This window comes from Pseudomonas sp. S3_B08, from assembly GCF_054667725.1.
In genome coordinates this window covers 5,309,281-5,331,212 of sequence record NZ_CP162750.1, presented here as the reverse complement: position 1 = coordinate 5,331,212, position 21,932 = coordinate 5,309,281, and the positions used below count along the sequence as shown (strand labels likewise).

Below are 21,932 nucleotides of genomic sequence, written 5' to 3'. Positions count from 1 at the left end.
TAGCATCGAGCCCGAGCAGGGCACAGTTCATGGCTTCTGGAGAAGTTGTAGGACAGATCGCTGTATTTTGTCCGCTACTGCCCACAGACTCCGTTTCGCAGTGGACCAGGTCCTTTGCAAGAACGAGTCTGCTCGTGAGAAGGAATCACCCTGCGCTGGAGACTTCTTTCGGCAACCGCTGATCAATGACCTGGTACAACGCGCTGCTTTCAGGCCAGTTGCGCATGAACCGCGCGCGATCGCGGGCGTAAGCTGGGGCAAAACTGCCGACCGATGAGTGCTGACACATGGAGTCGAGGTCGATCAGCGCCCAGCGATCCGCCTGCCAGAATAGGTTGTGGCCTTTGAAGTCGCCATGACTGATGCGCTCGGCGATCAATCGGGCAAACAATTGATCAAGCGCCAGCAACTCGGCTTCCGGTGCCTGGCCATTTTCCACGTACGGCGCAAAGCGCTCGATGATGTCCGGCCCGGGCAGGAACTCGGTGACCAGATAGGCACTGCGGCGCAGCCACAAAAAACGCTTTTCCAGTACCGCCAGCGGTTTCGGCGTGGCGATGCCCAGGAACGCCAGGCGATTGCCTTCACGCCACGAATGCCAGGCCCGGCTCGGGCGCCAGAAGCGCTTGAGCCAATGGGCGAAATTCTTGATGTTGTAGCGTTTGATAACCAGAGCTCGCCCGGCCACCTCGACTCTGCCGACGCTGGCCGCGCCGCCGGTCTTGTACAGATGCCCCCGATCAAGCAAGGCGTCGGCCTGATCAAGCACCGGCAGCATGGCCGCTGCTTCTTCACGGCGAACGGCGCGCAGGACAAATGCACCGCGCTGCACGGCGAACAGCGTGCATTCACGGCCGACCTTGTTCAGATAATCCCTGAGCCGCCAACTGCGCACCTTGTCGATCTGTTTCTGCAACGCCTCCAGCGGCAAAGCATGTTCGCTGTTGCTCAACAGGTAATAGACCAGCAACTCTTCGGTGAACGGCTCGAGTGACTTCGGAAGCTGAGCGAAAAACACCCCGAGATTTTCCAGCACTTTTTGTCGGGACAGTGGCTGGCCCGCAGCTTCCGCACGAACTCCGGCGCCATCGATCAGGTACAACTGACCGCCGTGACGCAGCAGATTGTCCAGGTGCAGATCCTCCTGCCAGAGTCCTTTGCCATGCATCCGACCGATAGCGTCAAGCGCTTCGGCCAGAACGGCGGTCTGCTCATCGGCCAGTGCCGGCAGAGACTCGACCTCGGCCCAGGCATCACCGAGGCTCTCGGCGCCCTCGAGGAATTCGAACAGCAGCCAGCCACCCTCACCGTCTTTCAGTCCATCGGCCAACAGCAGCGGCGTGGTCAGACCTTGCGCAGCGAGCAGGCGCACACCGTCCAGCTCCCGCTGAAAATGCCGGGCGGCCTTGCTGCCGACCAGCAACTTGGCCAATACCGGCCGACCGCGCCAGACGCCGGCGCCAACATAGCGCTGCCCGGGCAACACCCGCAGCAGGCTCAGCAACTGCAAATCCGCAACACCGGCGGCGTCCGCCAGGGTCACGGTCAGCGGCAGTGAGGGGGTACGCCCGGCCCGGGCCAGCTCGGACAATTGCATCAGCGGGTCTCCTTGTGGCTGCGCCGCGCTGTCAGTCGGCTCAGCCAGCTGTCGAGCAGCGAGCTGTCAGTCGGCTGATCGAGATAAGCCGCGAGCAACTGGCGCAAGTCTGCCTCGCTGCATTGCGGCGCTCGCCGTTGCAACGGTTCCAGATCCTTGACCCGATCACGCATGCCGAACAGCAACGGCCGGGTTTTCTCCAGATCGATCAGCTGCGCCTCATAGCCGTCGCCGGTGGCGCGCAGGAAAATATGTTTGGGATAGAAACAGCCATGCACCTGACGCGCGCCGTGCAGCCGCCGCGCCAGCAGCCCGCAAGCCTTGAGAATCGCCGAATGCTGAGCGGCACTGAGCTGCGCCCAGCACGTCAGCAACGAATCCAGGTCGCTCCAGCCATCCAGGGCGCGCGTAAGCAGAATGGCGCGTACTTCCCCAGCGACCTTGCGCTCACCGAAAAACGCCGCCTGCAACGCCGGTATGCCCAGCTTGCGATAACGGCTGATGTTGCGAAATTCGCGGGCAAAGCTTGGCTCGCCAAACGGCGCCTGCAAAGTTCGGGTCAGATAATTGCTCTGGCGCTTGAGGTAATAGCCCTGGCCCTCAAGATCGAGACGGAACACGCTGCTCCAGCCGCCACCGGCAGTGTTGGGCTCATCCACAGCTTCAAGCTGTTTGGCCCACAGTGCATCGAAATTGCCGAGACCGTGGCGCTCCAGCAGTGCGCGGTCCTGTTCGGCAAGAAAATCAGTCATTCGCGCCCCTCAAAAAATCTCACCACGTGGCGAATCCGCTTCTTGTCGGCGACATCGAGCCGATCACACTGGCGATACTGCTTGTAGAAGCGCAGACGCTGGGTGTTGGACAGGTGATATTTGGCCAGTTTGTCGAGACAGGCGAGGTCCTTGGTGATCCGGTACTTGAGCCAGAAGCCGCGCCAGAATTCGCCGTTGGGGCAGTCGATGAGGAAGATGCGCGCCTGATCGTCGATCAGCAGATTGCGCCATTTCAAATCGTTATGCGTAAACCGATGGTCGTGCATGGTCCGGGTGTAACCGGCCAATTGCTGGCTGACACCGTCGACCCAGGCGCGATCCTTGAGCCTGGGATCCTTGCGCTCGGCCAGTGCCGAAAGGTCTTCGGTATTGGGCAGCTCACGGGTGATCATCGCACCCCGATCATAGGCCGCGCCCCGCCGCTCCAGCCCCCAGGCCACCACCTCGGCAGTGGGGATGCCCCACTTGGCGAAGCGCTTGAGGTTCTGCCATTCCATTTTTACGCGCGGCTTGCCGAGGTAACGGCGCAGGCCCTTACCGGCGCCGACGTAGCGTTTGACGTAATAATTGACGCCGTCGCGCTGCACCCGAACCACCTCCGACAGCGGATCGCGGGTCAGGCGTTCGCCCTGCAAGGCAAATACGGCTTCGAGGCTGCCGAAATCTTCGGCGAGTTCGCCGTACTGCGGCTCAAGTGTCCAACCCGCCATCAGAGCGCATCCCCATAACGCTGTTTACGCTCGTAGAGCTTGTCGGCCTTGCCTTGCAGCCAGCTCAGCAATGGCGCTTCTTCCGCCAGAATCTGCCGCAGCGGTTGCTGGAAATAGCCTTTGAGGAAACGCAGTTTGTCGCGGCGGGTCAGGCCGATGTCCAGCGCGGAGAAGTACAGCGCCGCCAGATCCTTGTTGCGCCAGCGCTGAGTGATCTTTGCGCGGGTCTGGGCTCGATGCAGGTCAATCACCGAGAGTTTGAAATCCTGCGGTGTGACCGGTTTGTCGGTGTGCAGCAGAAAATGGCAGATGTAGCAGTCGCGGTGATTGACCCCGGCGCGGTGCATCATCCCGGTCATCCGCGCGACTTCAGCAATCAGCGCGCGCTTGAGTGTTGGCTCCGGCGGCTGCTTGACCCAGTCAATGCTGAAGTCTTCGAGGCTGATGGTCGGCGCGAGTTCTTCGGTGACGATGAACGAATGCTGATCCGCCGGGTTGCTGCCTTTCTCGCCGTAGGCGACGGCAGTCATGGTCGGCACGCCGGCTTCCTGCAGACGCTGAATGGCTTTCCACTCCTGACCCGCGCCGAGCACCGGCAGCTTGGCGGTCAGCAGGTTCTTGAAGATCTCGCCCCAGCCGATGCCACGGTGGATTTTCACAAAAAACCCGTTGCCGTCGACTTCCGTGCGCAATGTCCGGCGCGCTTCCAGCTCGCGGTACACCTCGCCCTGCAAGCCTTCGACTTCGGCGAACGGGTCGCGTCCGGCCCAAAGGCTTTTGAACGGTTCAGCCAGCATCAACTTCATTAAGCGTGCTCCGCCAGAATCACATCCGCCGCGTGCTGCGGCATGCTGTAGAGGTCGGCCGTCTCGGCGAAGGCCAGACCGTTGCGGCTCCAGGCCGCCCGTGCAGCGTCGTCGCTCAACATCTCGGTCAGGTATCGGGTCAGCTGCGCCTGCTCGAACGGCTCGTCCAGCACTCGCCCGGCATCAGCCTCGGCGATGTAATGGGCGTAACCGCAGACCGCACTGACCAGCACCGGCAAACCGGCCACCAGTGCTTCAAGCAGCACGGTGCCAGTGTTTTCGTTGTAGGCCGGGTGAATCAACAGGTCGGCACCGAGCAGGAAACGCGGGATATCGCTGCGGCCTTTGAGGAAGGTCACATTGTCGCCCATGCCCAGCGTCGCACTCTGCATCTGGAACAATTTGGGGTCATCCTGGCCGATTACAAACAGCCGGGTGCGTTTTCTCAACTCGGCCGGCAGCGCGGCCAGCGCCTTGAGGCTGCGATCGACACCCTTGGTCTTGAAGCCGGAGCCGATCTGCACCAGCAGCAGGTCGTCGTCCTTGAGATTGAATTCCGCGCGGAACCCGGCGCGGATTTCATCGGCATCCGCCGGCCGCCGACGGTCCTGGGCAATGCCCGGCGGCAGCAGGTGGAAGCGCTCGAGCGGCGTGTCGTAATACTTGATGAACAGCGGCTGCTGCACTTCGGAAATCATCAGCACTTCGGTCTTCGCGTCCTTGGCGAACACCGCGCGCTCATACTCGGCGAAGTGGCGATAGCGGCCCCAACGGCGGTACAGCGAGTTGCGCAGGTTCTGCGCCTTGTCTTCGAAGCAGCCGTCGGCGGCGTAGTAGACGTCCAGGCCCGGCATCTTGTTGAAGCCGATCAAGCGATCGACCGGACGCTTGGCCAGATCCGCTGCCATCCACGCGCTGAGCTTTTCGTTGCGACGGTGGTTGAAGAACGCTTTGACCGGCGCCACCAGCACTTCGAAACCCGGCGGCACGTCGCCTTCCCAGATCAGCGTGTAGACGCGAATCTGATGGCCGCGCTTCTGGCATTCGAGAGCGATGCGCATGAAGTCGCGCTGCAAGCCACCGAACGGGAAATATTTGTACAGGACAAATGCCAATTGCATCAGCGCAGCTCCTCAGCCATTAACAACGTGCTCAGTCGGCTGGCGACACGCTCGGGGTTCACACGCGTGAAGCACAAAGGCTGCTCGCGTTTCAGGTCAAACTGACGGGCATCCTGCGCGGTCGGTTGATAGGTACATTTTTTCTGCATGCAGGGCGCGCACGGGAAGTCGCTGGCCAGATGAATCTGCAGCTTGCCGTAGGCGCCGGTGAGGCCCGGGTTGGTCGGGCCGAACAACGAAATCGTCGGTACATCCAGCGCAGCGGCCAGATGGCCGAGCCCGGTGTCCACCGCCACGCAGGCTTGCGCGCCGGCGAGGACTTTGCCGACGCCGGCCAGATTGAGTTTCGGCAGCACTTCGGCGTGTTTGAAGCCGGCAGCGATGCGTTCGGCGCGGGCCTTTTCCTGCGGGTTGCCCCACGGCAGCTTCACGCCAACGCCGAGGTAGCCGACCCGCTCGGTCAGCTCGCGCCAGTAGATTTCCGGCCAGTGCTTGGTGTCCCAAGTGGTGCCGTGGAGGAACACCACGTAGGCGTTCTTGCGCGGCAACTCGACCAGTCGTTCAACGTTGAGGCCGTAATCGCCGAGGCCTTTGGGCAGGTCGTAACCCAAGGCAATGGCGAACAACTGGCGCACGCGTTCGACGGCGTGCTGACCACGGGCGACGGCGAGCTTGCGATCGTAGAAGCGCGCAGCCATCGGCTCGCGGGCCGAGGTTTTATCGAGGCCGGCCACCGGGGCTTTGACGTAGCGGGTCAGCCAGGCACTTTTCAGCAGGCCTTGGGCATCGATCACCAGATCGTATTTATTGGCGCGCACGCTTTGCTTGAAGCGTTTCCACTCGCCGCTGGTGATGGTTTTCCAAAGATTCTTGCGCCAGCGGCGGATCGCCACCGGAATCACTTTATCGACCGCCGGGTGCCAGCTCGGAATCTCGGCGAAGCCCTCTTCCACCACCCAGTCGAACTTGATCCCCGGGATCGCGCGTGCAGCATCGGTCAGCGCCGGCAACGCGTGAATCACGTCGCCCAGCGATGAGGTCTTGATCAACAATACCCGCAAGTTAATGAACCTCGACCACGGAGCCCTGCAACTTCTGCAAGGCATCGTTGACCGCTTCCGGCATCAACTGACGCAGGCAGTTGTAATGGCCGAACCGGCAAGTGCGATCAAAGCACGGGCTGCATTCGATGCCCAGGCGCACGATCTCGACCTGCTCAGCCAGCGGCGGGGTGAAGCCCGGCGAGGTCGAGCCGTATACCGCGACCAGCGGACGATTCAATGCCGCAGCGACGTGCATCAGGCCGGAGTCATTGGACACAACGGAATCGGCGCAGGACAGCAGGTCAATGGCCTCGGCCAGCGAGGTGCCGCCGCTGAGGTTGACCGATTCTTCGCGCAGGCCCGGGATCAAACGTGCGCGGATATCTTCACCGACCGCGTGATCGTTTTTCGAGCCGAACAGCCACACCTGCCAGCCTTCGCGGATGCGCGCTTCGGCGACCTTGGCGTAATGCTCGGACGGCCAGCGCTTGGATTCGCCAAACTCGGCGCCGGGGCACAGGGCCAGGACCGGGCGATCAAGGCTCAGGCCGAACTTGACCAGTGCCGCCTCGCGGGTCACCGGGTCGATTTGCAGACTCGGGCGCGGGTAGGGCTTCGGCAGCTCGGCGTTGGCTTCATAGGCCAAGGCCATGAAGCGCTCGATCATCAGCGGGTAGCGTTCTTTGTCGAGAGTGCGCACGTCGTTGAGCAGGCCATAGCGGAATTCGCCGCGCCAGCCAGTGCGTTTCGGGATGCCGGCGAAAAACGGCACCAGCGCCGACTTCAGCGAGTTGGGCAGCAGGATCGCCTGATCGTACTGACCGCGCAGGGACTTGCCGATGCGTCGGCGTGTCGCCAGTTCCAGCGCGCCGTGGCCGAGCGGGAAGCTCAAGGCCTTGCGCACTTCGGGCATGCGCTCAAGGATCGGCCGGCTCCATTCGGGCGCCAGCACGTCGATTGCGCATTGCGGGTGGCGCTGCTTGAGACACTGAAACAGTGTCTGCGCCATCACCATGTCACCGACCCAACTGGGCCCAACGATCAGAATATTCATGTGGTTTCCAAAAACGAACCGGGGAGGCATTTACGCCTCCCCGCCTCGATAATCATTGTGGAAGCGGCGCTGCTGGCGATGGGTCATTTCCTTCAACATGACTGTCGACTGTCACTCCACTATCGCGAGCAGGCTCACTCCTACATTGTTTTGCATCTGTTCACATTACTGCGCTCAGCGCAGATCACTGTGGGAGCGAGCCTGCTCGCGAAGGGGCCGGCACGTTCAACATTGCTGTTGACTGACACTCCGCGTTCGCGAGCAGGCTCGCTCCCACCTTTTGAATCTCATTGTCTTCATTGGCGCTTTTTCAGCTTAGCCCCATCTCTTTCCATATCCGCAAAACCTGCCGGCGTTCGTCGGCAAACTGGTCGCCCGGTATTACCCCGGCGTCCTTCTGCAAGGCCTGCCGGTGGGCGGCGGAGCGATAGGCTTTGTAGGCCTCGCGCAACAGACTGGCATCTTCTGCGGGCATCAGCCCTTCGTGTTCCAGCTCTTCCAGAATGCGGATGTTATCGGTCCAGCGCAGCAGCGGCGGATGGCTGTGCGACCACGCCAGGGCCGCGTATTGCACCATAAATTCAATATCGACGATACCTCCGGCGTCCTGCTTGAGGTCGAACGGCACGCCCGCGTCGAACGCATTCGCCGCCGTGCCGGCTGCGGTGCTGCGGGTGCCGAGGTTATCGCGCATCTTGGCGCGCATCTCGCTGACTTCCTGTTGCAGTTTGGCCAGATCCCGTGGTTTGCCCAACACCTGCGCGCGGACTTTTTCAAAAGCCTGGCCAACATCCTGACTGCCCACCAGCACGCGCGCGCGCACCAAGGCCTGATGCTCCCACGTCCAGGCTTCGTTTTCCTGATAGCGCGCGAATGCGCCGAGGGAGCTCACCAACAGCCCGGAAGCGCCGGACGGCCGCAGGCGCATATCCACTTCATACAGCTGGCCGGAATTGGTCTGCGCTGTGAGCAGATGAATGATCCGCTGCCCCAGGCGCGTGAAGAACTGCGCGCCGTCGATGGATTTCGGCCCGTCGGTTTCCGCCTGCGGATCGCCGTCATGGATGAACACCAGATCCAGATCGGAACCATGCCCCAATTCGATACCGCCGACTTTGCCATAACCGACAATGATGAAGCCGGGATCGCACAGCGTGCCGTCGGTGCGCAGCGGCGTGCCGTACTTGGCCACGGTCTGCCGCCAAGCCAGGGCCAGCACTTGTTCGAGAATCGCCTCGGCCAGCCAGGTCAGGTAATCGCTGACTTTCATCAACGGCAGACTGCCGGCGATTTCCGAGGCGGCGACGCGCAAGCGGTGCGCCAGTTTGAAATGGCGCAGGGCTTCCATTTGCTGCTCGAGGTCGTCTTCGGGAATTCGCGTCAGGCGTTCGCGCAACTCGGCCGCCAGTTCCGGCGCCAGCGGCGGCTTGAACAGCCGGCCCTCGTTAAGCAATTCGTCGAGCAGCAGCGGGAAGCGCGTGATCTGCTCGGCAATCCACGGGCTCGCCGCACACAAAGTCAGCAGGCGGCGCAGCGCGCCGGGGTTTTCCGTGAGCAAAACCAGATACGCCGAACGCCGCGCCACCGCCTCCACCAGCGGCAGCACGCGCTCGAGTACCAGATCGGGATTTTCATGCTCCACCGCTTGCGCGAGCAGTCGCGGAATAAAAGCATCGAGACGCTCGCGCCCCAGCCGCTGCATCGCGCGCAATTGCGGACTGCCACGCAAACCGGCCAGCGCTTTCAGGGCTTTGCCGGCATCGACGAAACCTCCCTCCTGCAACTGTCGGCACGCGGCCTCTTCGTCCTGTTCTTCCTCCCACAGCGGCAGCCATTCGCCACCGACCACCACTTCGCTTTCGCCGCCCTCTTCTTCGTCGGGATCGGCGATCACCTGGGCGAAATGCCAGGCTACGCGCCCGCGCCAGTACATCAGCTGTTGGTGGAACGCCGGCCAATCGGCGAAACCCAGCATGAAGGCGATCCGCGCCTGATCCTGCGCGCTGTCCGGCAGCATCTGCGTCTGACGGTCGGCAATCGCTTGAATGGCATGTTCGGTGTAACGCAGAAACTCGTAACCCTCGCGCAGTTCACTGACCACCGCCGGCGGCAGATAGCCCTGCCCTTCCAGCGTGCTCAACACCTTTAATAGAGGACGCTGTTGCAGGCTCAGATCGCGGCCCCCGTGGATCAACTGAAAGGCCTGAGCGATGAACTCGACTTCACGAATGCCGCCGGAGCCGAGCTTGATGTTGTCGGCCATGCCTTTGCGCCGCACTTCCTGCTGGATCAGCTGCTTCATGGTGCGCAGCGCTTCGATCGCCGAAAAATCCAGGTAACGGCGGTAGACGAACGGCCGCAGCATGTCGAGCAACTGCGCGCCGGCAACCTGATCGCCAGCCACCACCCGCGCCTTGATCATCGCGTAGCGTTCCCAGTCGCGGCCCTGATCCTGGTAATACTGCTCCAGCGCATTGAAGCTGAGCACCAGCGCGCCGGACGATCCGTAGGGGCGCAGGCGCATGTCGACGCGAAACACGAAGCCGTCGACGGTCATCGGATCGAGGGCCTTGATCAGACGCTGGCCGAGGCGGATGAAGAATTCCTGATTATCCAGCGAGCGTTTCACGCCGACGGTTTCGCCGCCTTCGGGGTAGGCGAAGATCAGGTCGATATCGGAAGACAGATTCAGCTCGACCGCGCCGAGTTTGCCCATGCCGAGGATGACCATCTGCTGCGGCTCACCGCTGCGCCGGCCGGTGGGTGTGCCGAATTGCTCGCAATGGCGGCTGTACAGCCATTGATAAGCCTGATCGATGGTGGCGTCGGCCATGTCCGAGAGGTCACGGCAGGTCTGCACCAGATCGGCCTGACGGGTCAGGTCGCGCCAGATGATCCGCACCTGATGCCGTGCACGCTGACGGCGCAAGGCGCGGCCGACTTCGTCTTCGCTCTGCGCGCAGTTCACGGCGGCGGCGATCTGTGCGCACAGTTCGCCGGGCGCGAACGCCCGATCAAGTTCGCCGGACGCCACCAGCGACAGCAACATCAAAGGGTCACGAATGCTCTGTTCAATGACAAATTCGCTGGCGGCGCTGACGCGGGCGAATTGCGCCCAGCGCTCCGACGTCCAGTTCGACAGGCCGTGATCGTCTTCAAGGGCGGCGACGGACGTACGGAACGACTGCTCGGATCGGCTGACCAACGGCAGGAGAATGGCGGGCAGTTCGGCAAGCACGGGCAGGGTCATGGTCTATCCTTGATCGGCGTAATAAGGGCCGCTTGTAGTGAATGATGAAAACCCGCTACGTGAAGGACTGTCGAACAAAAGTTAGAAATAGCTGAAATTTCTTCTTCTTTGGCATCCAGCATCAAACTTTCACCTTATTCGGATGGAAATCGACCCGCCTTAACGATTATTCTCACAACGCAGTCGGAGGCCACAAGCCTTTCATCTGTAGTTTTACTACTCGTCTATACATTCGAAAGGCTGAAATGCCGGAAGATTTGTAGTAAAACTACACGCCGCCGGAACAACCTGTCGGCAATCCAAGAATTTTAAATCGTCTGCCCACAAGGCCAGTCGCAAACTCAGGCAACCGATTCTGGAAGCCTTTCCGCCCTGGAGCAAGCCATGCAAGACCTCGATCCCGTCGAAACCCAGGAATGGCTGGACGCCCTGGAATCGGTTCTCGACAAAGAAGGCGAAGACCGTGCTCACTATCTGATGACCCGTATGGGCGAACTCGCGACCCGCAGCGGCTCGCAGCTCCCTTACGCGATCACCACGCCTTACCGCAACACGATCCCCGTTACCCACGAAGCACGCATGCCTGGCGACCTGTTCATGGAACGCCGCATTCGCTCGCTGGTACGCTGGAACGCGATGGCCATGGTAATGCGCACGAACCTGCGAGATTCGGACCTGGGTGGTCACATCTCCAGCTTCGCTTCCAGTGCGACCCTGTATGACATCGGCTTCAACTATTTCTTCCAGGCCCCGACCGACGAACATGGCGGCGACCTGATCTACTTCCAGGGCCACACCTCGCCAGGCGTTTACGCCCGCGCATTCATGGAAGGCCGCATCACCGAAGACCAGATGAACAACTTCCGTCAGGAAGTCGATGGTCAAGGCCTGTCGTCCTATCCGCACCCTTGGCTGATGCCTGACTTCTGGCAGTTCCCGACCGTATCGATGGGTCTGGGTCCGATCCAGGCGATCTACCAGGCGCGCTTCATGAAGTACCTGGAGCACCGCGGTTTCATCCAGCCGGGCAAACAGAAAGTCTGGTGCTTCCTGGGCGACGGCGAGTGCGACGAGCCGGAATCCCTGGGCGCGATCTCCCTGGCCGGCCGCGAGAAGCTGGACAACCTGATCTTCGTCATCAACTGCAACCTGCAGCGCCTCGACGGCCCGGTTCGCGGCAACGGCAAGATCATCCAGGAACTCGAAGGCGTGTTCCGTGGTGCGCAGTGGAACGTGACCAAAGTCATCTGGGGCCGTTTCTGGGACCCGCTGCTGGCCAAAGACGTCGACGGTATCCTGCAACGTCGCATGGACGAAGTCATCGACGGCGAGTACCAGAACTACAAAGCCAAAGACGGCGCGTTCGTTCGCGAGCATTTCTTCAACACGCCTGAACTCAAGGCGATGGTTGCCGATCTGTCCGACGACGAGATCTGGAAACTCAACCGTGGCGGCCACGACCCGTACAAGGTCTACGCGGCGTACCACGAAGCGGTCAACCACAAGGAACAACCGACCGTCATCCTCGCCAAGACCATCAAGGGTTATGGCACCGGTGCCGGCGAAGCGAAAAACACTGCGCACAACACCAAGAAAGTCGACGTCGACAGCCTGAAGCTGTTCCGCGACCGCTTCGACATCCCGGTCAAGGACGAGGAGCTGGAGAACCTGCCGTTCTTCAAACCAGAGCCAAACAGCGCCGAAGCCCGCTACCTCGCCGAGCGCCGTGCCGCACTGGGCGGTTTCGTGCCACAGCGCCGCGCGCAGAGCTTCAGCGTACCGACTCCGGATCTGGACACTCTGAAAGCCATCCTCGATGGCTCGGGCGACCGTGAAATTTCCACCACCATGGCTTTCGTGCGGATCCTCGCGCAACTGGTCAAGGACAAGGAAATCGGCCCGCGCATCGTCCCGATCATCCCGGACGAAGCCCGTACCTTCGGTATGGAAGGCATGTTCCGTCAGCTGGGTATCTACTCCTCCGTCGGCCAGCTCTACGAGCCAGTCGATAAAGACCAGGTGATGTTCTACAAGGAAGACCAGAAAGGTCAGATCCTTGAAGAAGGCATCAACGAAGCAGGCGCCATGAGCTCGTTCATCGCTGCCGGTACTTCGTACTCCAGCCACAACCAGCCAATGCTGCCGTTCTACATCTTCTACTCGATGTTCGGCTTCCAGCGTATCGGCGACCTGGCCTGGGCCGCTGGCGACAGCCGTACCCGTGGTTTCCTGATCGGCGGCACCGCCGGGCGTACCACCCTGAACGGTGAAGGTCTGCAGCACGAAGACGGTCACAGCCACCTGCTGGCCGCGACCATCCCGAACTGCCGCACCTACGATCCGACCTACGGCTACGAGCTGGCGGTGATCATTCAGGACGGCATGAAGAAGATGACCGAAGAGCAACAGGACATCTTCTACTACATCACCGTGATGAACGAGTCGTACCAGCAGCCAGCCATGCCGGCCGGTGCCGAAGAAGGCATCAAGAAAGGCATGTACCTGCTCGAGGAAGACACTCGCGATGCGGCGCACCACGTTCAGCTGATGGGCTCCGGCACCATCCTGCGTGAAGTGCGTGAAGCGGCGAAGATCTTGCGTGAAGAGTTCAACATCGGCGCTGACGTCTGGAGCGTTACCAGCTTCAACGAACTGCGTCGCGACGGCCTCGCCGTAGAGCGCAGCAACCGTCTCAAGCCTGGCCAGAAGCCTAAGCTGAGCTACGTCGAAGAGTGCCTGAACGGCCGTAAAGGTCCGGTCATTGCTTCTACCGACTACATGAAGCTGTTCGCCGAGCAGATCCGTCAGTGGGTACCGTCCAAGGAATTCAAAGTCCTGGGCACCGACGGTTTCGGCCGCAGCGACAGCCGCAAGAAACTGCGTCATTTCTTCGAAGTCGACCGTCATTTCGTGGTGTTGGCAGCCCTGGAAGCACTGGCTGACCGTGGTGATATCGAACCTAAGGTTGTGGCCGAAGCCATCGCCAAGTTCGGCATCGACCCGGAAAAACGCAACCCACTGGACTGCTGAGGAGACATTTTGTGAGCGAACTCATTCGCGTACCTGACATCGGCAGCGGTGAAGGTGAAGTAATTGAACTGTTTGTGAAGGTCGGCGACCGCATCGAAGCCGACCAGAGCATCCTGACCCTGGAATCGGACAAGGCCAGCATGGAAGTGCCGGCCCCGAAAGCCGGCGTCATCAAGAGCCTGAAAGTGAAGCTGGGCGACCGTCTGAAAGAAGGCGACGAACTGCTTGAGCTGGAAGTCGAGGGCGCCGCTGAAGCGGCACCTGCGCCTGCCGCTGCTCCTGCCAAAGCCGAAGAGAAACCGGCTGCGACACCTGCTGCTGCCGCGCCTGCCGCTGCTCCTGCTGCCGCTTCGGTACAGCAAGTGCACGTGCCGGACATCGGTTCGTCGGGCAAGGCACAGATCATCGAGATCCAGGTCAAGGTCGGCGACAGCGTCGAAGCTGATCAGTCGTTGATCACCTTGGAATCCGACAAGGCCAGCATGGAAATCCCGTCGCCTGCCGCTGGCGTGGTCAAGGCCATCAGCGTCAAGCTCAACGACGAAGTCGGCACTGGCGACCTGATTCTGGATCTGGAAGTGGCGGGTGCTGCGGCCCCTGCGGCTGCCGCTCCGGCCCAGGCTGCTGCACCGGCCGCTGCCGCTGCGCCTGCTCCGGCAGCCGCGCCAGCAGCACCGGTTGCCGACAGCGTTCAGGACATCCACGTTCCGGACATCGGCTCGGCTGGCAAAGCCAAGATCATCGAAGTGTTGGTCAAGGCGGGCGATACCGTTGAAGCCGACCAGTCGCTGATCACCCTGGAATCCGACAAGGCAAGCATGGAAATCCCATCGCCTGCCGCTGGCGTGGTGGAAAGCGTTTCCATCAAGCTGGATGACGAAGTCGGTACCGGCGACCTGATCCTCAAGCTGAAAATCAAAGGCGCGGCACCTGCTGCTGCCCCGGCTCCAGCTGCCGCAGCTCCGAGCGCTCCGGCACCTGCCGCTGCTGCTCCGGCTGCCGCTGCACCTGCTGCCGCCGCTCCAGCCGCCGCACCGGCCAAGCCGGGCGCGAAAGTTCACGCCGGCCCTGCCGTGCGTCAACTGGCCCGTGAGTTCGGCGTCGAGCTGAGCGCCGTTGGCGCCAGCGGTCCGCACGGTCGCATCCTCAAGGAAGACGTGCAGGTTTACGTCAAGGCGATGATGCAGAAGGCCAAGGAAGCCCCGGCCGCTGCCGGCGGCGCTACCGGTGGTGCGGGCATTCCGCCGATCCCGGTGGTCGATTTCAGCCGTTTCGGCGAAATCGAAGAAGTGCCGATGACCCGCCTGATGCAGGTCGGCGCCGCCAACCTGCACCGCAGCTGGCTGAACGTGCCACACGTGACGCAATTCGACTCGGCGGACATCACCGAGCTGGAAGCTTTCCGTGTTGCGCAGAAAGCCGTGGCCGAGAAGGCTGGCGTCAAGCTGACCATCCTGCCGCTGCTGCTCAAGACCTGCGCGCACTTGCTCAAGGAGCTGCCGGACTTCAACAGTTCGCTGGCGCCAAGCGGCAAGGCGATCATCCGCAAGAAATACGTCAACATCGGCTTCGCCGTCGACACTCCGGATGGCCTGTTGGTGCCGGTCATCAAGAACGTCGACCAAAAGAGCCTGCTGCAATTGGCAGCCGAAGCGGCTTCGCTGGCTGAGAAAGCCCGCACCAAGAAGCTGTCCTCGGACGAGATGCAAGGCGCCTGCTTCACCATTTCCAGCCTCGGTCATATTGGCGGCACCGGCTTCACGCCGATCGTCAACGCGCCGGAAGTGGCGATCCTCGGTGTGTCCAAGGCAACCATCCAGCCCGTCTGGGACGGCAAAGCCTTCCAGCCGAAGCTGATGCTGCCACTGTCGCTGTCCTACGATCACCGCGTGATCAACGGCGCTGCAGCGGCACGCTTCACTCAGCGTCTAGGCAGTCTGTTGGGCGACATCCGCACCATCCTGCTGTAACTCAAACGGCCCTCCGGCGACGGAGGGCCGCTTGCTGCACCCTTTCGAGCGCCACACGCTCGTACCTCAACCCCGTCAATTGACGGGGCTTTTTTTTGCCTGAAATAAACCGGATCGCGCCTCTTTCCTACAACCTGCGCTGACATCGGCCACAGGTCTGGTCCACTTAACGCCAATATTTTCCGCCGCTGGCCAACTAACCTCTGCTCAGGAAAGTTGCTTCAACGCGCTCCGCTTATTTAATTCTTGTTTATTAAAATCTCGAACGGAATCGATCATGTTCAAACCGACTATCGGCCCCATCGTGGGCCACACCACAACTAACCAAGTGCGCATTTTCATGCGCGGCGAACAACAGGACAAAAAACGTGTATTTGCCGGAGTTCGCGCTCGCAAGGCCGGCACGGAAAAATGGTCGAACAGCGTATTTGCACTTTTGAACCCGGCCAATGACATGTCGGGTGTACTGGTATTGCAGGATCTCGAAGCTGATTGTGAATACGAATATCAAGCCGGCTGGTTAAGTCCGATGAATCCGGTCCATACCATCGACACGGTCATTGAGTTTCCATTGCAATGGCCGCGACAGCTCTACCGCTTTCGCACCCGCACCGCGAAAGCCAGCCAGCCTCGGGGGTTTGTCGTCGGTTCGTGCCGTTATCTGCGGATTACCGCTGGCGTCGCTTCCTTGCCGCAACTGGGCGACCGCATCTTTGGCTCGATCAATCGACTGGTCGAGAACAGTCATCTACCCGTCAGCGCGGTGATCATGACCGGAGATCAAGTGTATGTAGATGATTTGAATGTCATTGCTCCGGATCGCGAAGCCAAAGACATCCTGAAGAAATATCGAACGGCATTTTCGCAACCGAATATTCAGCGACTGATGTCCAATACATCGACTTACATGATGCTCGACGATCACGAAATAGAAGATAACTGGCCTGCCAATGCCACCGCAGCGGACGAGGACTTATATCGCAACGCCATGGCCGCTTATGAACTTTATCAAGCCAGCCACAGCCCGGTTTATGCATGTAATGAGAAGGGTCAGATAGACCGGGATACGTTGAAGCATTACTGGTATCAGTTTGGCGACAGCGATATCGCCTGGTTCGTCACCGACAGCCGCACCCGACGCAACCTCTCGAAAGAAGACCGGCGCATTCTCGACATCGAGCAGGAACAGGCCCTGCTGCAATGGCTGATCCATAGCCCGGCACGAGTGAAGTTCGTGGTGACCAGCGTGATGTTCTATCCCGATCGCAAGTTCAACGGGGACGATGCCTGGAAAGCATTTCCCGAACAGCGTCTGCGCCTGCTGGAAACCATCCGCACTCATCGGATCAAGAACGTGGTGTTCGTTTCCGGCGACGTTCATGGCTCTCTGACAAGTCGCCTGTCTCACAGCGAGGACGCCGATTTAGAAGTGCACACCATCGTGTCCTCGCCGTTGCACAACAGCAAATTGCTGCCGTATGCCAAGGCTTCAACGTTTATCCTCGATCAACCGCTGGTGCGCACGGCGGCAGGGGATTATCGGCACGAGCTGACCAGTGCAGTGGTGAGTCAGGACAATTTTGCGCATGTGGTCGTCGAGGCTGATCAGATATTGGTCAATTACCATGACCGCGATGGCAAGAACTTGCAGTCGATCAGTATGAAATTGCGTTGAAACACCCAAAGATCGCAGCCTTCGGCAGCTTCGACACAAGGCGCATTACCCTGTTGGGGCTGCGTGAAGCTGCGATCTTGTGCTCATTTCAGTTGTGCACTGGAGAAATGTTCACTGCAGCCGACATATTCTTATAGCACTTGGCCTTCATCTCTCTTGTCAGTCGGTGCCGCAATGATGCAACCTTGCCGCAGCCAACAGACAAGAGGGCGAGAGCCCGGCGCATTCAGCATATTTCCAAGCGAGTTTCCTTCATGAAGAGCCAGCCCGATGCCGCCAGCCGTATGGCGGCCGAGGTAGTGACGCAGTTGCCTGTGCCCTCGCGGCTCGGCATGCTGCGTTTCGAGCGCTTGAATGAAGCGAGTTGGGCAATGCTGTTCCTCGATCCCAACTGCGAACGCCAGTTTGGCCAGCCGGCCGTCGAGCTCTGCGCACTGGTCGGCTCGCCTTACGCCAGCCTGATGGAGCCCGAGGCGCGCTATCAACTGCACGATGCGATCCAGCAGCAACTGAGCAAAAGCGCACATTACGTGGTGCGCTACACCCTGCACACCGCCGCCGGCGCGTTGAACATCCTCGAGCTGGGCGAAGCCTACAAACAGCACAACCGGCACTTGCTGCGCGGCTACCTGCTGGCGGTCGACGAGGTGTTCGACGAAACCCAGTCGCTGCCTTCGGTGGATCTGGAAACCCAGAACTCGCGCCTGCAAATCGCCCTTGAGCTGAACCAGCGTGCCCAGCAGGAACAACTGCAGCATCTGGAGCGCGTGCGTGCCCAGCAGGATCTGATTCTGCTGCTCGCACGCCAGCGCTACAGCACGCACAACTCGCTGCAGGAAGCCGCCGAACTGATCACCCGCTGCGCCTGCGATATTTACGAGATCGACTGCGCCAGCCTGTGGAACCTCGAAGGCCAGCGCTTGCTGCCGATCTCCGCTTACCATCGCGCGACCCAGGAATACATCCTGCCGGAGCCGATCGATATCAGCGGCTTCCCCGACTACATGGAAGCCCTGCACAGCAGCCGCGCCATCGATGCCCACAACGCCATGCACGACCCGCGTACCCGCGAGATGGCCGAGGCGATGCGTCCGCGTGACGTCAACGCCATGCTCGATGCCAGCATTCGCGTCGACGGCCAGGTTGTCGGCGTGTTGTGCCTGGAACAGACCGGCGTCACCCGCGCCTGGCAGTCCGACGAAATCGCCTTTGCCGGCGAACTGGCCGACCAGTTCGCGCAGGTGATCAACAACCACAACCGACGCACTGCCACCAGCGCCCTGCACCTGTTTCAACGCGCGGTCGAGCAAAGCGCCAACGCCTTCTTGCTGGTCAACTGCGACGGCGTGGTCGAGTACGTCAACCCGAGCTTCACCGCGATCACCCAGTACACCACCGAGGAAGTCCACGGCCAGCGCCTGTCGGAATTGCCGGCGCTGGAAAACCTAAGCGAACTGCTGTTCGACGCGCCCTCGGCGCTGGCCCAGAGCAACAGCTGGCAGGGCGAATTCAAGAGCCGACGCAAGAACCTCGAACCGTACTGGGGCCAGCTGTCGATCTCCAAGGTCTACGGCGATAACCGTGAACTCACGCATTACATCGGCATCTACGAAGACATCACCCAGACTAAACTCGCACAGCAACGTATCGAGCGCCTGGCCTATACCGACAACCTGACCAACCTCGGCAACCGTCCGGCCTTCATCCGCAATCTCGATGAGCGTTTCGCCCGCGACAGCGATACGCCGATCAGCCTGTTGCTGGTGGACATCGACAACTTCAAGCGGATCAACGACAGCCTCGGTCACCAGACCGGCGACAAACTGTTGATCAGCCTCGCCCGGCGCCTGCGCAACAGCCTCAGCCCGAGTGGCAGCCTGGCGCGTTTTGCCAGTAACGAATTCGCCGTGTTGCTCGACGACACCGACCTTGACGCCGGGCAGCAGATCGCCAGTCAGTTGCTGATGACCCTCGACAAGCCGATGTTCGTCGACAATCAGTTGATCAGCGTCACCGGCTCCGTCGGCCTGGCCTGCGCGCCGCTGCACGGCCGCGACCCGCAGACCCTGATGCGCAACGCCGGCCTGGCGCTGCACAAGGCCAAGGCCAACGGCAAACACCAGTTGCAGGTGTTCACTGAAGCGCTGAACGCTGAAGCCAGTTACAAACTGTTCGTCGAGAACAACCTGCGCCGCGCCCTCACGCAGAACGAGCTGGACGTGTTCTACCAGCCCAAGCTGTGCCTGCGCAGCGGTCGCCTGCTGGGCATGGAAGCGCTGTTGCGCTGGAACCACCCGGAGCGCGGCATGATCCGCCCGGATCAGTTCATCAGCGTCGCCGAGGAAACCGGCCTGATCATTCCGATCGGCAAATGGATCGCGCGTCAGGCGTGCCGCATGAGCAAATCCTTGACCGCTGCCGGCTTGGGCAACCTGCAAGTGGCAATCAATCTGTCACCGAAACAGTTCTCTGATCCGGATCTGGTCGCCTCGATCGCCAACATCCTCAGGGAAGAAGCGCTGCCGGCCAATCTGCTCGAACTCGAGCTGACCGAAGGCCTGCTGCTGGAAGCCACCGAAGACACGCATTTGCAACTCGACCAGCTCAAGCGCCTGGGCCTGACCCCGGCCATGGATGACTTCGGCACCGGGTACTCGTCGCTGAGCTATCTGAAGAAATTCCCGATCGACATCATCAAGATCGATCGCAGCTTCATCCACGAAATCCCCGACAATCAGGACGACATGGAAATCACCTCCGCGGTGATTGCCATGGCCCATAACCTGAAACTCAAGGTGGTCGCCGAAGGCATCGAAACCGCCGAGCAACTGGCGTTCCTGCGCCGGCATCGTTGCGACGTCGGTCAGGGTTATCTGTTCGACCGACCGATTCCCGGTGACGAGTTGATCAAAGCCCTCAAGCGCTACCCGCGTGGGCCGCTGTGCCTCTAAAGCCTGCCTCTATGAAGATCCCTTGTGGGAGCGAGCCTGCTCGCGAAGGCGATAAAACCGTCGACATCTTCGTCGCCTGACACCCCGCTTTCGCGAGCAGGCTCGCTCCCACAGTTTTGATAGTGCGAATTCCGGCATCATTCGGCACACTGGCGGTCTGACTTTTTACCTCCAACCTGACTGAGAGGAACGCTCATGGTTCTGCGCTCGGAAATTCTGGTGAACAAAAACGTGCTTCCAACCAAAGAACAAGCCCTGCCCGGCCGCGAAACCGCGATGACCCTGCCGGAAAAACACTTCGTCTTCGAAGACACCCCGCTGCTCGGTCCATTCTTTCAGGACGTCGACTTTGCGATTTTCGGTCTGGGTTGCTTCTGGGGCGCGGAACGACGTTTCTGGCAGCGCGAAGGTGTGGTCAGCACCGTGGTCGGTTACGCCGGCGGCTTCACGCCGAACCCGACGTACGAAGAAGTCTGCTCGGGCCTGACCGGCCACGCCGAAGTGGTCTTGGTGGTGTATGACAAGGCCCGAGTCAGTTACGAAGAACTGCTGGCGATGTTCTGGGAACTGCACAACCCGACTCAGGGCATGCGTCAGGGCAACGACATCGGCACCCAGTACCGCTCGGTGATCTACGCGACCTCGCCTGAGCATCTGGACGCGGCGCTGAAGAGCAAAGACGTGTATCAGGCGGAACTGGCCAAGGCCGGTCTGGGTGAAATCAGCACCGAGATCGACCAGGCCCCGACCGTGTACTTTGCCGAGGCGTATCACCAGCAGTATCTGGCGAAGAACCCTGAGGGTTATTGCGGGATTGGCGGCACCGGCGTTTGCATGCCTGCGAGCCTGGCGGGCGACTAACCCCGCCTGATCGTTCCCACGCTCTGCGTGGGAATGCCTCAATGGACGCTCTGCGTCCGCTGTTGGGACGCGGAGCGTCCCGGGCTGCATCCCCACGCGGAGCGTGGGAACGATAAGTCAGTGATCAGCTCTCGGCAATCAACCAATCCATCTGCCAGCCACCCTGAGTCTGCCCCAGCTTCTTCGACAACCACGGCAGCAGCTCACGCAGTTCTTCCTCCAGCCCCCACGGCGGATTGGCGATCGCCAGCCCGGAACCGTTCAGGCTGTTCGGCGTGTCCAGTGGATGCACCAGCAGCTCCACACGCAGCAACTTCGGCGCACCCGTGCCCGCCAGGTCTTGATAGAAACGCCGCAATGCACGCTGATCCTTCACCGGATACCAGATCGCTGCCACGGTCTGGCGCATGCGGCCGATGGCTTCTTTCATCGACGCCGCGCAGCGCTGCATCTCGTCCAGTTGCTCGAACGGCGGATCGATCAGCATCACCGCGCGCTTCTCCTGCACCGGCAACATCGCCCGCGCCACGTGCCAGCCCTCGCCCAGATGCACTTTTACCCGACGATCGCCGGCCATGTTGTCCTTGAGCAACACGCCATCTTCGGGATGCTTCTCGTTGAGCATCACCCGATCCTGCGGCCGCGTCAGACGTCGTGCCAGCTCCGGCGAACCCGGGTAATAGCGCAACTGGCCATCCGGGTTCATCTCGTGCAGCACCTTCATGTAATCGGCGGTCAGCGCCGGCAGGTCCGGCTGATCCCACAACCGCGCAATGCCTTCCAGGTACTCGCCGGTGCGATTGGCCTGATCGCCCTGCAAGTCATACAGACCGATGCCGGCGTGCGTGTCGAGATAGGCAAACGGCTGCTCCTTGCGCGACATCAGAGCGATGAGGCGGGTCAAGGTCAGGTGTTTGAACACATCGGCGTGATTGCCGGCATGGAAGGCGTGACGATAATTCATGGCTGCTCCTGCGAGGGCCGCAAAGTTTACCTTTTACCGGTCGGCAAGTCAGGGGTTCGCAGCCGAGCGGGCCTCAACATCAAAAGATCGCAGCCTTCGGCAGCTCCTACACGGGATACGCGTTCAC

Annotated in this window: 15 protein-coding genes; 5 read left to right on the top strand and 10 right to left on the bottom strand. The window is 60.9% G+C overall.

What is annotated here, in order from left to right; all coding sequences use genetic code 11:
- Window positions 1-145: 145 nt before the first annotated feature.
- From AB4N73_RS24080 to AB4N73_RS24040, 9 genes are all read right to left on the bottom strand, one after another.
- Window positions 146-1,597: a lipopolysaccharide kinase InaA family protein gene (locus AB4N73_RS24080; protein WP_252868684.1), complete on the bottom strand. Its 1,452-nt coding sequence runs from the start codon at window positions 1,595-1,597 to the stop codon at window positions 146-148.
- Window positions 1,597-2,349, bottom strand: coding sequence for a lipopolysaccharide kinase InaA family protein (locus AB4N73_RS24075; RefSeq protein ID WP_460142631.1), 753 nt, complete (start codon window positions 2,347-2,349; stop codon window positions 1,597-1,599). The genes AB4N73_RS24080 and AB4N73_RS24075 overlap by 1 nt, the downstream gene beginning before the upstream one ends.
- Window positions 2,346-3,080 (bottom strand): lipopolysaccharide kinase InaA family protein, encoded by a 735-nt coding sequence (locus tag AB4N73_RS24070; protein WP_041477623.1) that lies wholly within the window; start codon window positions 3,078-3,080, stop codon window positions 2,346-2,348. Before AB4N73_RS24070 ends, AB4N73_RS24075 begins: the two co-directional genes overlap by 4 nt.
- A complete protein-coding gene (gene rfaP / locus AB4N73_RS24065) occupies window positions 3,080-3,886 on the bottom strand; it encodes a lipopolysaccharide core heptose(I) kinase RfaP (RefSeq protein ID WP_056787471.1) in 807 nt (268 codons plus the stop codon). Before rfaP ends, AB4N73_RS24070 begins: the two co-directional genes overlap by 1 nt.
- Window positions 3,886-5,007 (bottom strand): glycosyltransferase family 4 protein, encoded by a 1,122-nt coding sequence (locus tag AB4N73_RS24060; RefSeq protein ID WP_310219249.1) that lies wholly within the window; start codon window positions 5,005-5,007, stop codon window positions 3,886-3,888. The genes rfaP and AB4N73_RS24060 overlap by 1 nt, the downstream gene beginning before the upstream one ends.
- Window positions 5,007-6,068: a lipopolysaccharide heptosyltransferase RfaC gene (gene rfaC, locus AB4N73_RS24055; RefSeq protein ID WP_095180991.1), complete on the bottom strand. Its 1,062-nt coding sequence runs from the start codon at window positions 6,066-6,068 to the stop codon at window positions 5,007-5,009. Before rfaC ends, AB4N73_RS24060 begins: the two co-directional genes overlap by 1 nt.
- A gap of 1 nt (window position 6,069) precedes the next feature.
- Window positions 6,070-7,104, bottom strand: a complete 1,035-nt coding sequence (gene waaF / locus AB4N73_RS24050) for a lipopolysaccharide heptosyltransferase II (RefSeq protein WP_095180992.1) — start codon at window positions 7,102-7,104, stop codon at window positions 6,070-6,072.
- Between the two features lie 310 nt (window positions 7,105-7,414).
- The gene (gene glnE / locus AB4N73_RS24045; RefSeq protein WP_095180994.1) at window positions 7,415-10,354 is read right to left on the bottom strand and encodes a bifunctional [glutamate--ammonia ligase]-adenylyl-L-tyrosine phosphorylase/[glutamate--ammonia-ligase] adenylyltransferase; all 2,940 of its coding nucleotides are present in this window, start codon (window positions 10,352-10,354) and stop codon (window positions 7,415-7,417) included.
- The gene (locus AB4N73_RS24040; RefSeq protein ID WP_256584330.1) at window positions 10,351-10,476 is read right to left on the bottom strand and encodes a hypothetical protein; all 126 of its coding nucleotides are present in this window, start codon (window positions 10,474-10,476) and stop codon (window positions 10,351-10,353) included. Before AB4N73_RS24040 ends, glnE begins: the two co-directional genes overlap by 4 nt.
- 262 nt (window positions 10,477-10,738) lie before the next feature.
- Between AB4N73_RS24040 and aceE the strand changes: the two genes are divergently transcribed.
- The 5 genes from aceE (at window position 10,739) to msrA (ending at window position 20,841) form a co-directional block, all read left to right on the top strand.
- Window positions 10,739-13,384 carry a pyruvate dehydrogenase (acetyl-transferring), homodimeric type gene (gene aceE, locus AB4N73_RS24035; RefSeq protein ID WP_024011316.1) on the top strand — a complete coding sequence of 882 codons (2,646 nt, stop codon included), beginning with the start codon at window positions 10,739-10,741 and terminating at the stop codon, window positions 13,382-13,384.
- An 11-nt stretch (window positions 13,385-13,395) separates the two neighbouring features.
- Entirely contained in the window at window positions 13,396-15,354 is a 1,959-nt protein-coding gene (gene aceF / locus AB4N73_RS24030) for a dihydrolipoyllysine-residue acetyltransferase (RefSeq protein WP_460142630.1), read from the top strand.
- A 277-nt stretch (window positions 15,355-15,631) separates the two neighbouring features.
- Complete coding sequence (locus AB4N73_RS24025) at window positions 15,632-17,029, top strand: alkaline phosphatase D family protein (RefSeq protein WP_460142629.1); 1,398 nt, start codon at window positions 15,632-15,634, stop codon at window positions 17,027-17,029.
- Between the two features lie 254 nt (window positions 17,030-17,283).
- Window positions 17,284-19,980 (top strand): putative bifunctional diguanylate cyclase/phosphodiesterase, encoded by a 2,697-nt coding sequence (locus AB4N73_RS24020; protein WP_460142628.1) that lies wholly within the window; start codon window positions 17,284-17,286, stop codon window positions 19,978-19,980.
- A 195-nt stretch (window positions 19,981-20,175) separates the two neighbouring features.
- Window positions 20,176-20,841 (top strand): peptide-methionine (S)-S-oxide reductase MsrA, encoded by a 666-nt coding sequence (gene msrA, locus AB4N73_RS24015; RefSeq protein WP_460094329.1) that lies wholly within the window; start codon window positions 20,176-20,178, stop codon window positions 20,839-20,841.
- A 124-nt stretch (window positions 20,842-20,965) separates the two neighbouring features.
- Here msrA and AB4N73_RS24010 read toward each other — a convergent pair whose 3' ends face one another.
- On the bottom strand, window positions 20,966-21,805 hold the full coding sequence (locus tag AB4N73_RS24010) for a 23S rRNA (adenine(2030)-N(6))-methyltransferase RlmJ (protein ID WP_016772007.1): 840 nt from the start codon (window positions 21,803-21,805) through the stop codon (window positions 20,966-20,968).
- Window positions 21,806-21,932 lie beyond the last annotated feature (127 nt).

Excerpts from the sequence above, each read along its gene's own strand:
- AB4N73_RS24080 (WP_252868684.1), bottom strand. The coding sequence starts at position 1,597 with ATGCAATTGTCCGAGCTGGCCCGGGCCGGGCGTACCCCCTCACTGCCG.
- AB4N73_RS24075 (WP_460142631.1), bottom strand. The coding sequence starts at position 2,349 with ATGACTGATTTTCTTGCCGAACAGGACCGCGCACTGCTGGAGCGCCAC.
- AB4N73_RS24070 (WP_041477623.1), bottom strand. The coding sequence starts at position 3,080 with ATGGCGGGTTGGACACTTGAGCCGCAGTACGGCGAACTCGCCGAAGAT.
- rfaP (WP_056787471.1), bottom strand. The coding sequence starts at position 3,886 with ATGAAGTTGATGCTGGCTGAACCGTTCAAAAGCCTTTGGGCCGGACGC.
- AB4N73_RS24060 (WP_310219249.1), bottom strand. The coding sequence starts at position 5,007 with ATGCAATTGGCATTTGTCCTGTACAAATATTTCCCGTTCGGTGGCTTG.
- waaF (WP_095180992.1), bottom strand. The coding sequence starts at position 7,104 with ATGAATATTCTGATCGTTGGGCCCAGTTGGGTCGGTGACATGGTGATG.
- glnE (WP_095180994.1), bottom strand. The coding sequence starts at position 10,354 with ATGACCCTGCCCGTGCTTGCCGAACTGCCCGCCATTCTCCTGCCGTTG.
- AB4N73_RS24040 (WP_256584330.1), bottom strand. The coding sequence starts at position 10,476 with ATGCTGGATGCCAAAGAAGAAGAAATTTCAGCTATTTCTAACTTTTGT.
- aceE (WP_024011316.1), top strand. The coding sequence starts at position 10,739 with ATGCAAGACCTCGATCCCGTCGAAACCCAGGAATGGCTGGACGCCCTG.
- AB4N73_RS24025 (WP_460142629.1), top strand. The coding sequence starts at position 15,632 with ATGTTCAAACCGACTATCGGCCCCATCGTGGGCCACACCACAACTAAC.
- AB4N73_RS24020 (WP_460142628.1), top strand. The coding sequence starts at position 17,284 with ATGAAGAGCCAGCCCGATGCCGCCAGCCGTATGGCGGCCGAGGTAGTG.
- msrA (WP_460094329.1), top strand. The coding sequence starts at position 20,176 with ATGGTTCTGCGCTCGGAAATTCTGGTGAACAAAAACGTGCTTCCAACC.
- AB4N73_RS24010 (WP_016772007.1), bottom strand. The coding sequence starts at position 21,805 with ATGAATTATCGTCACGCCTTCCATGCCGGCAATCACGCCGATGTGTTC.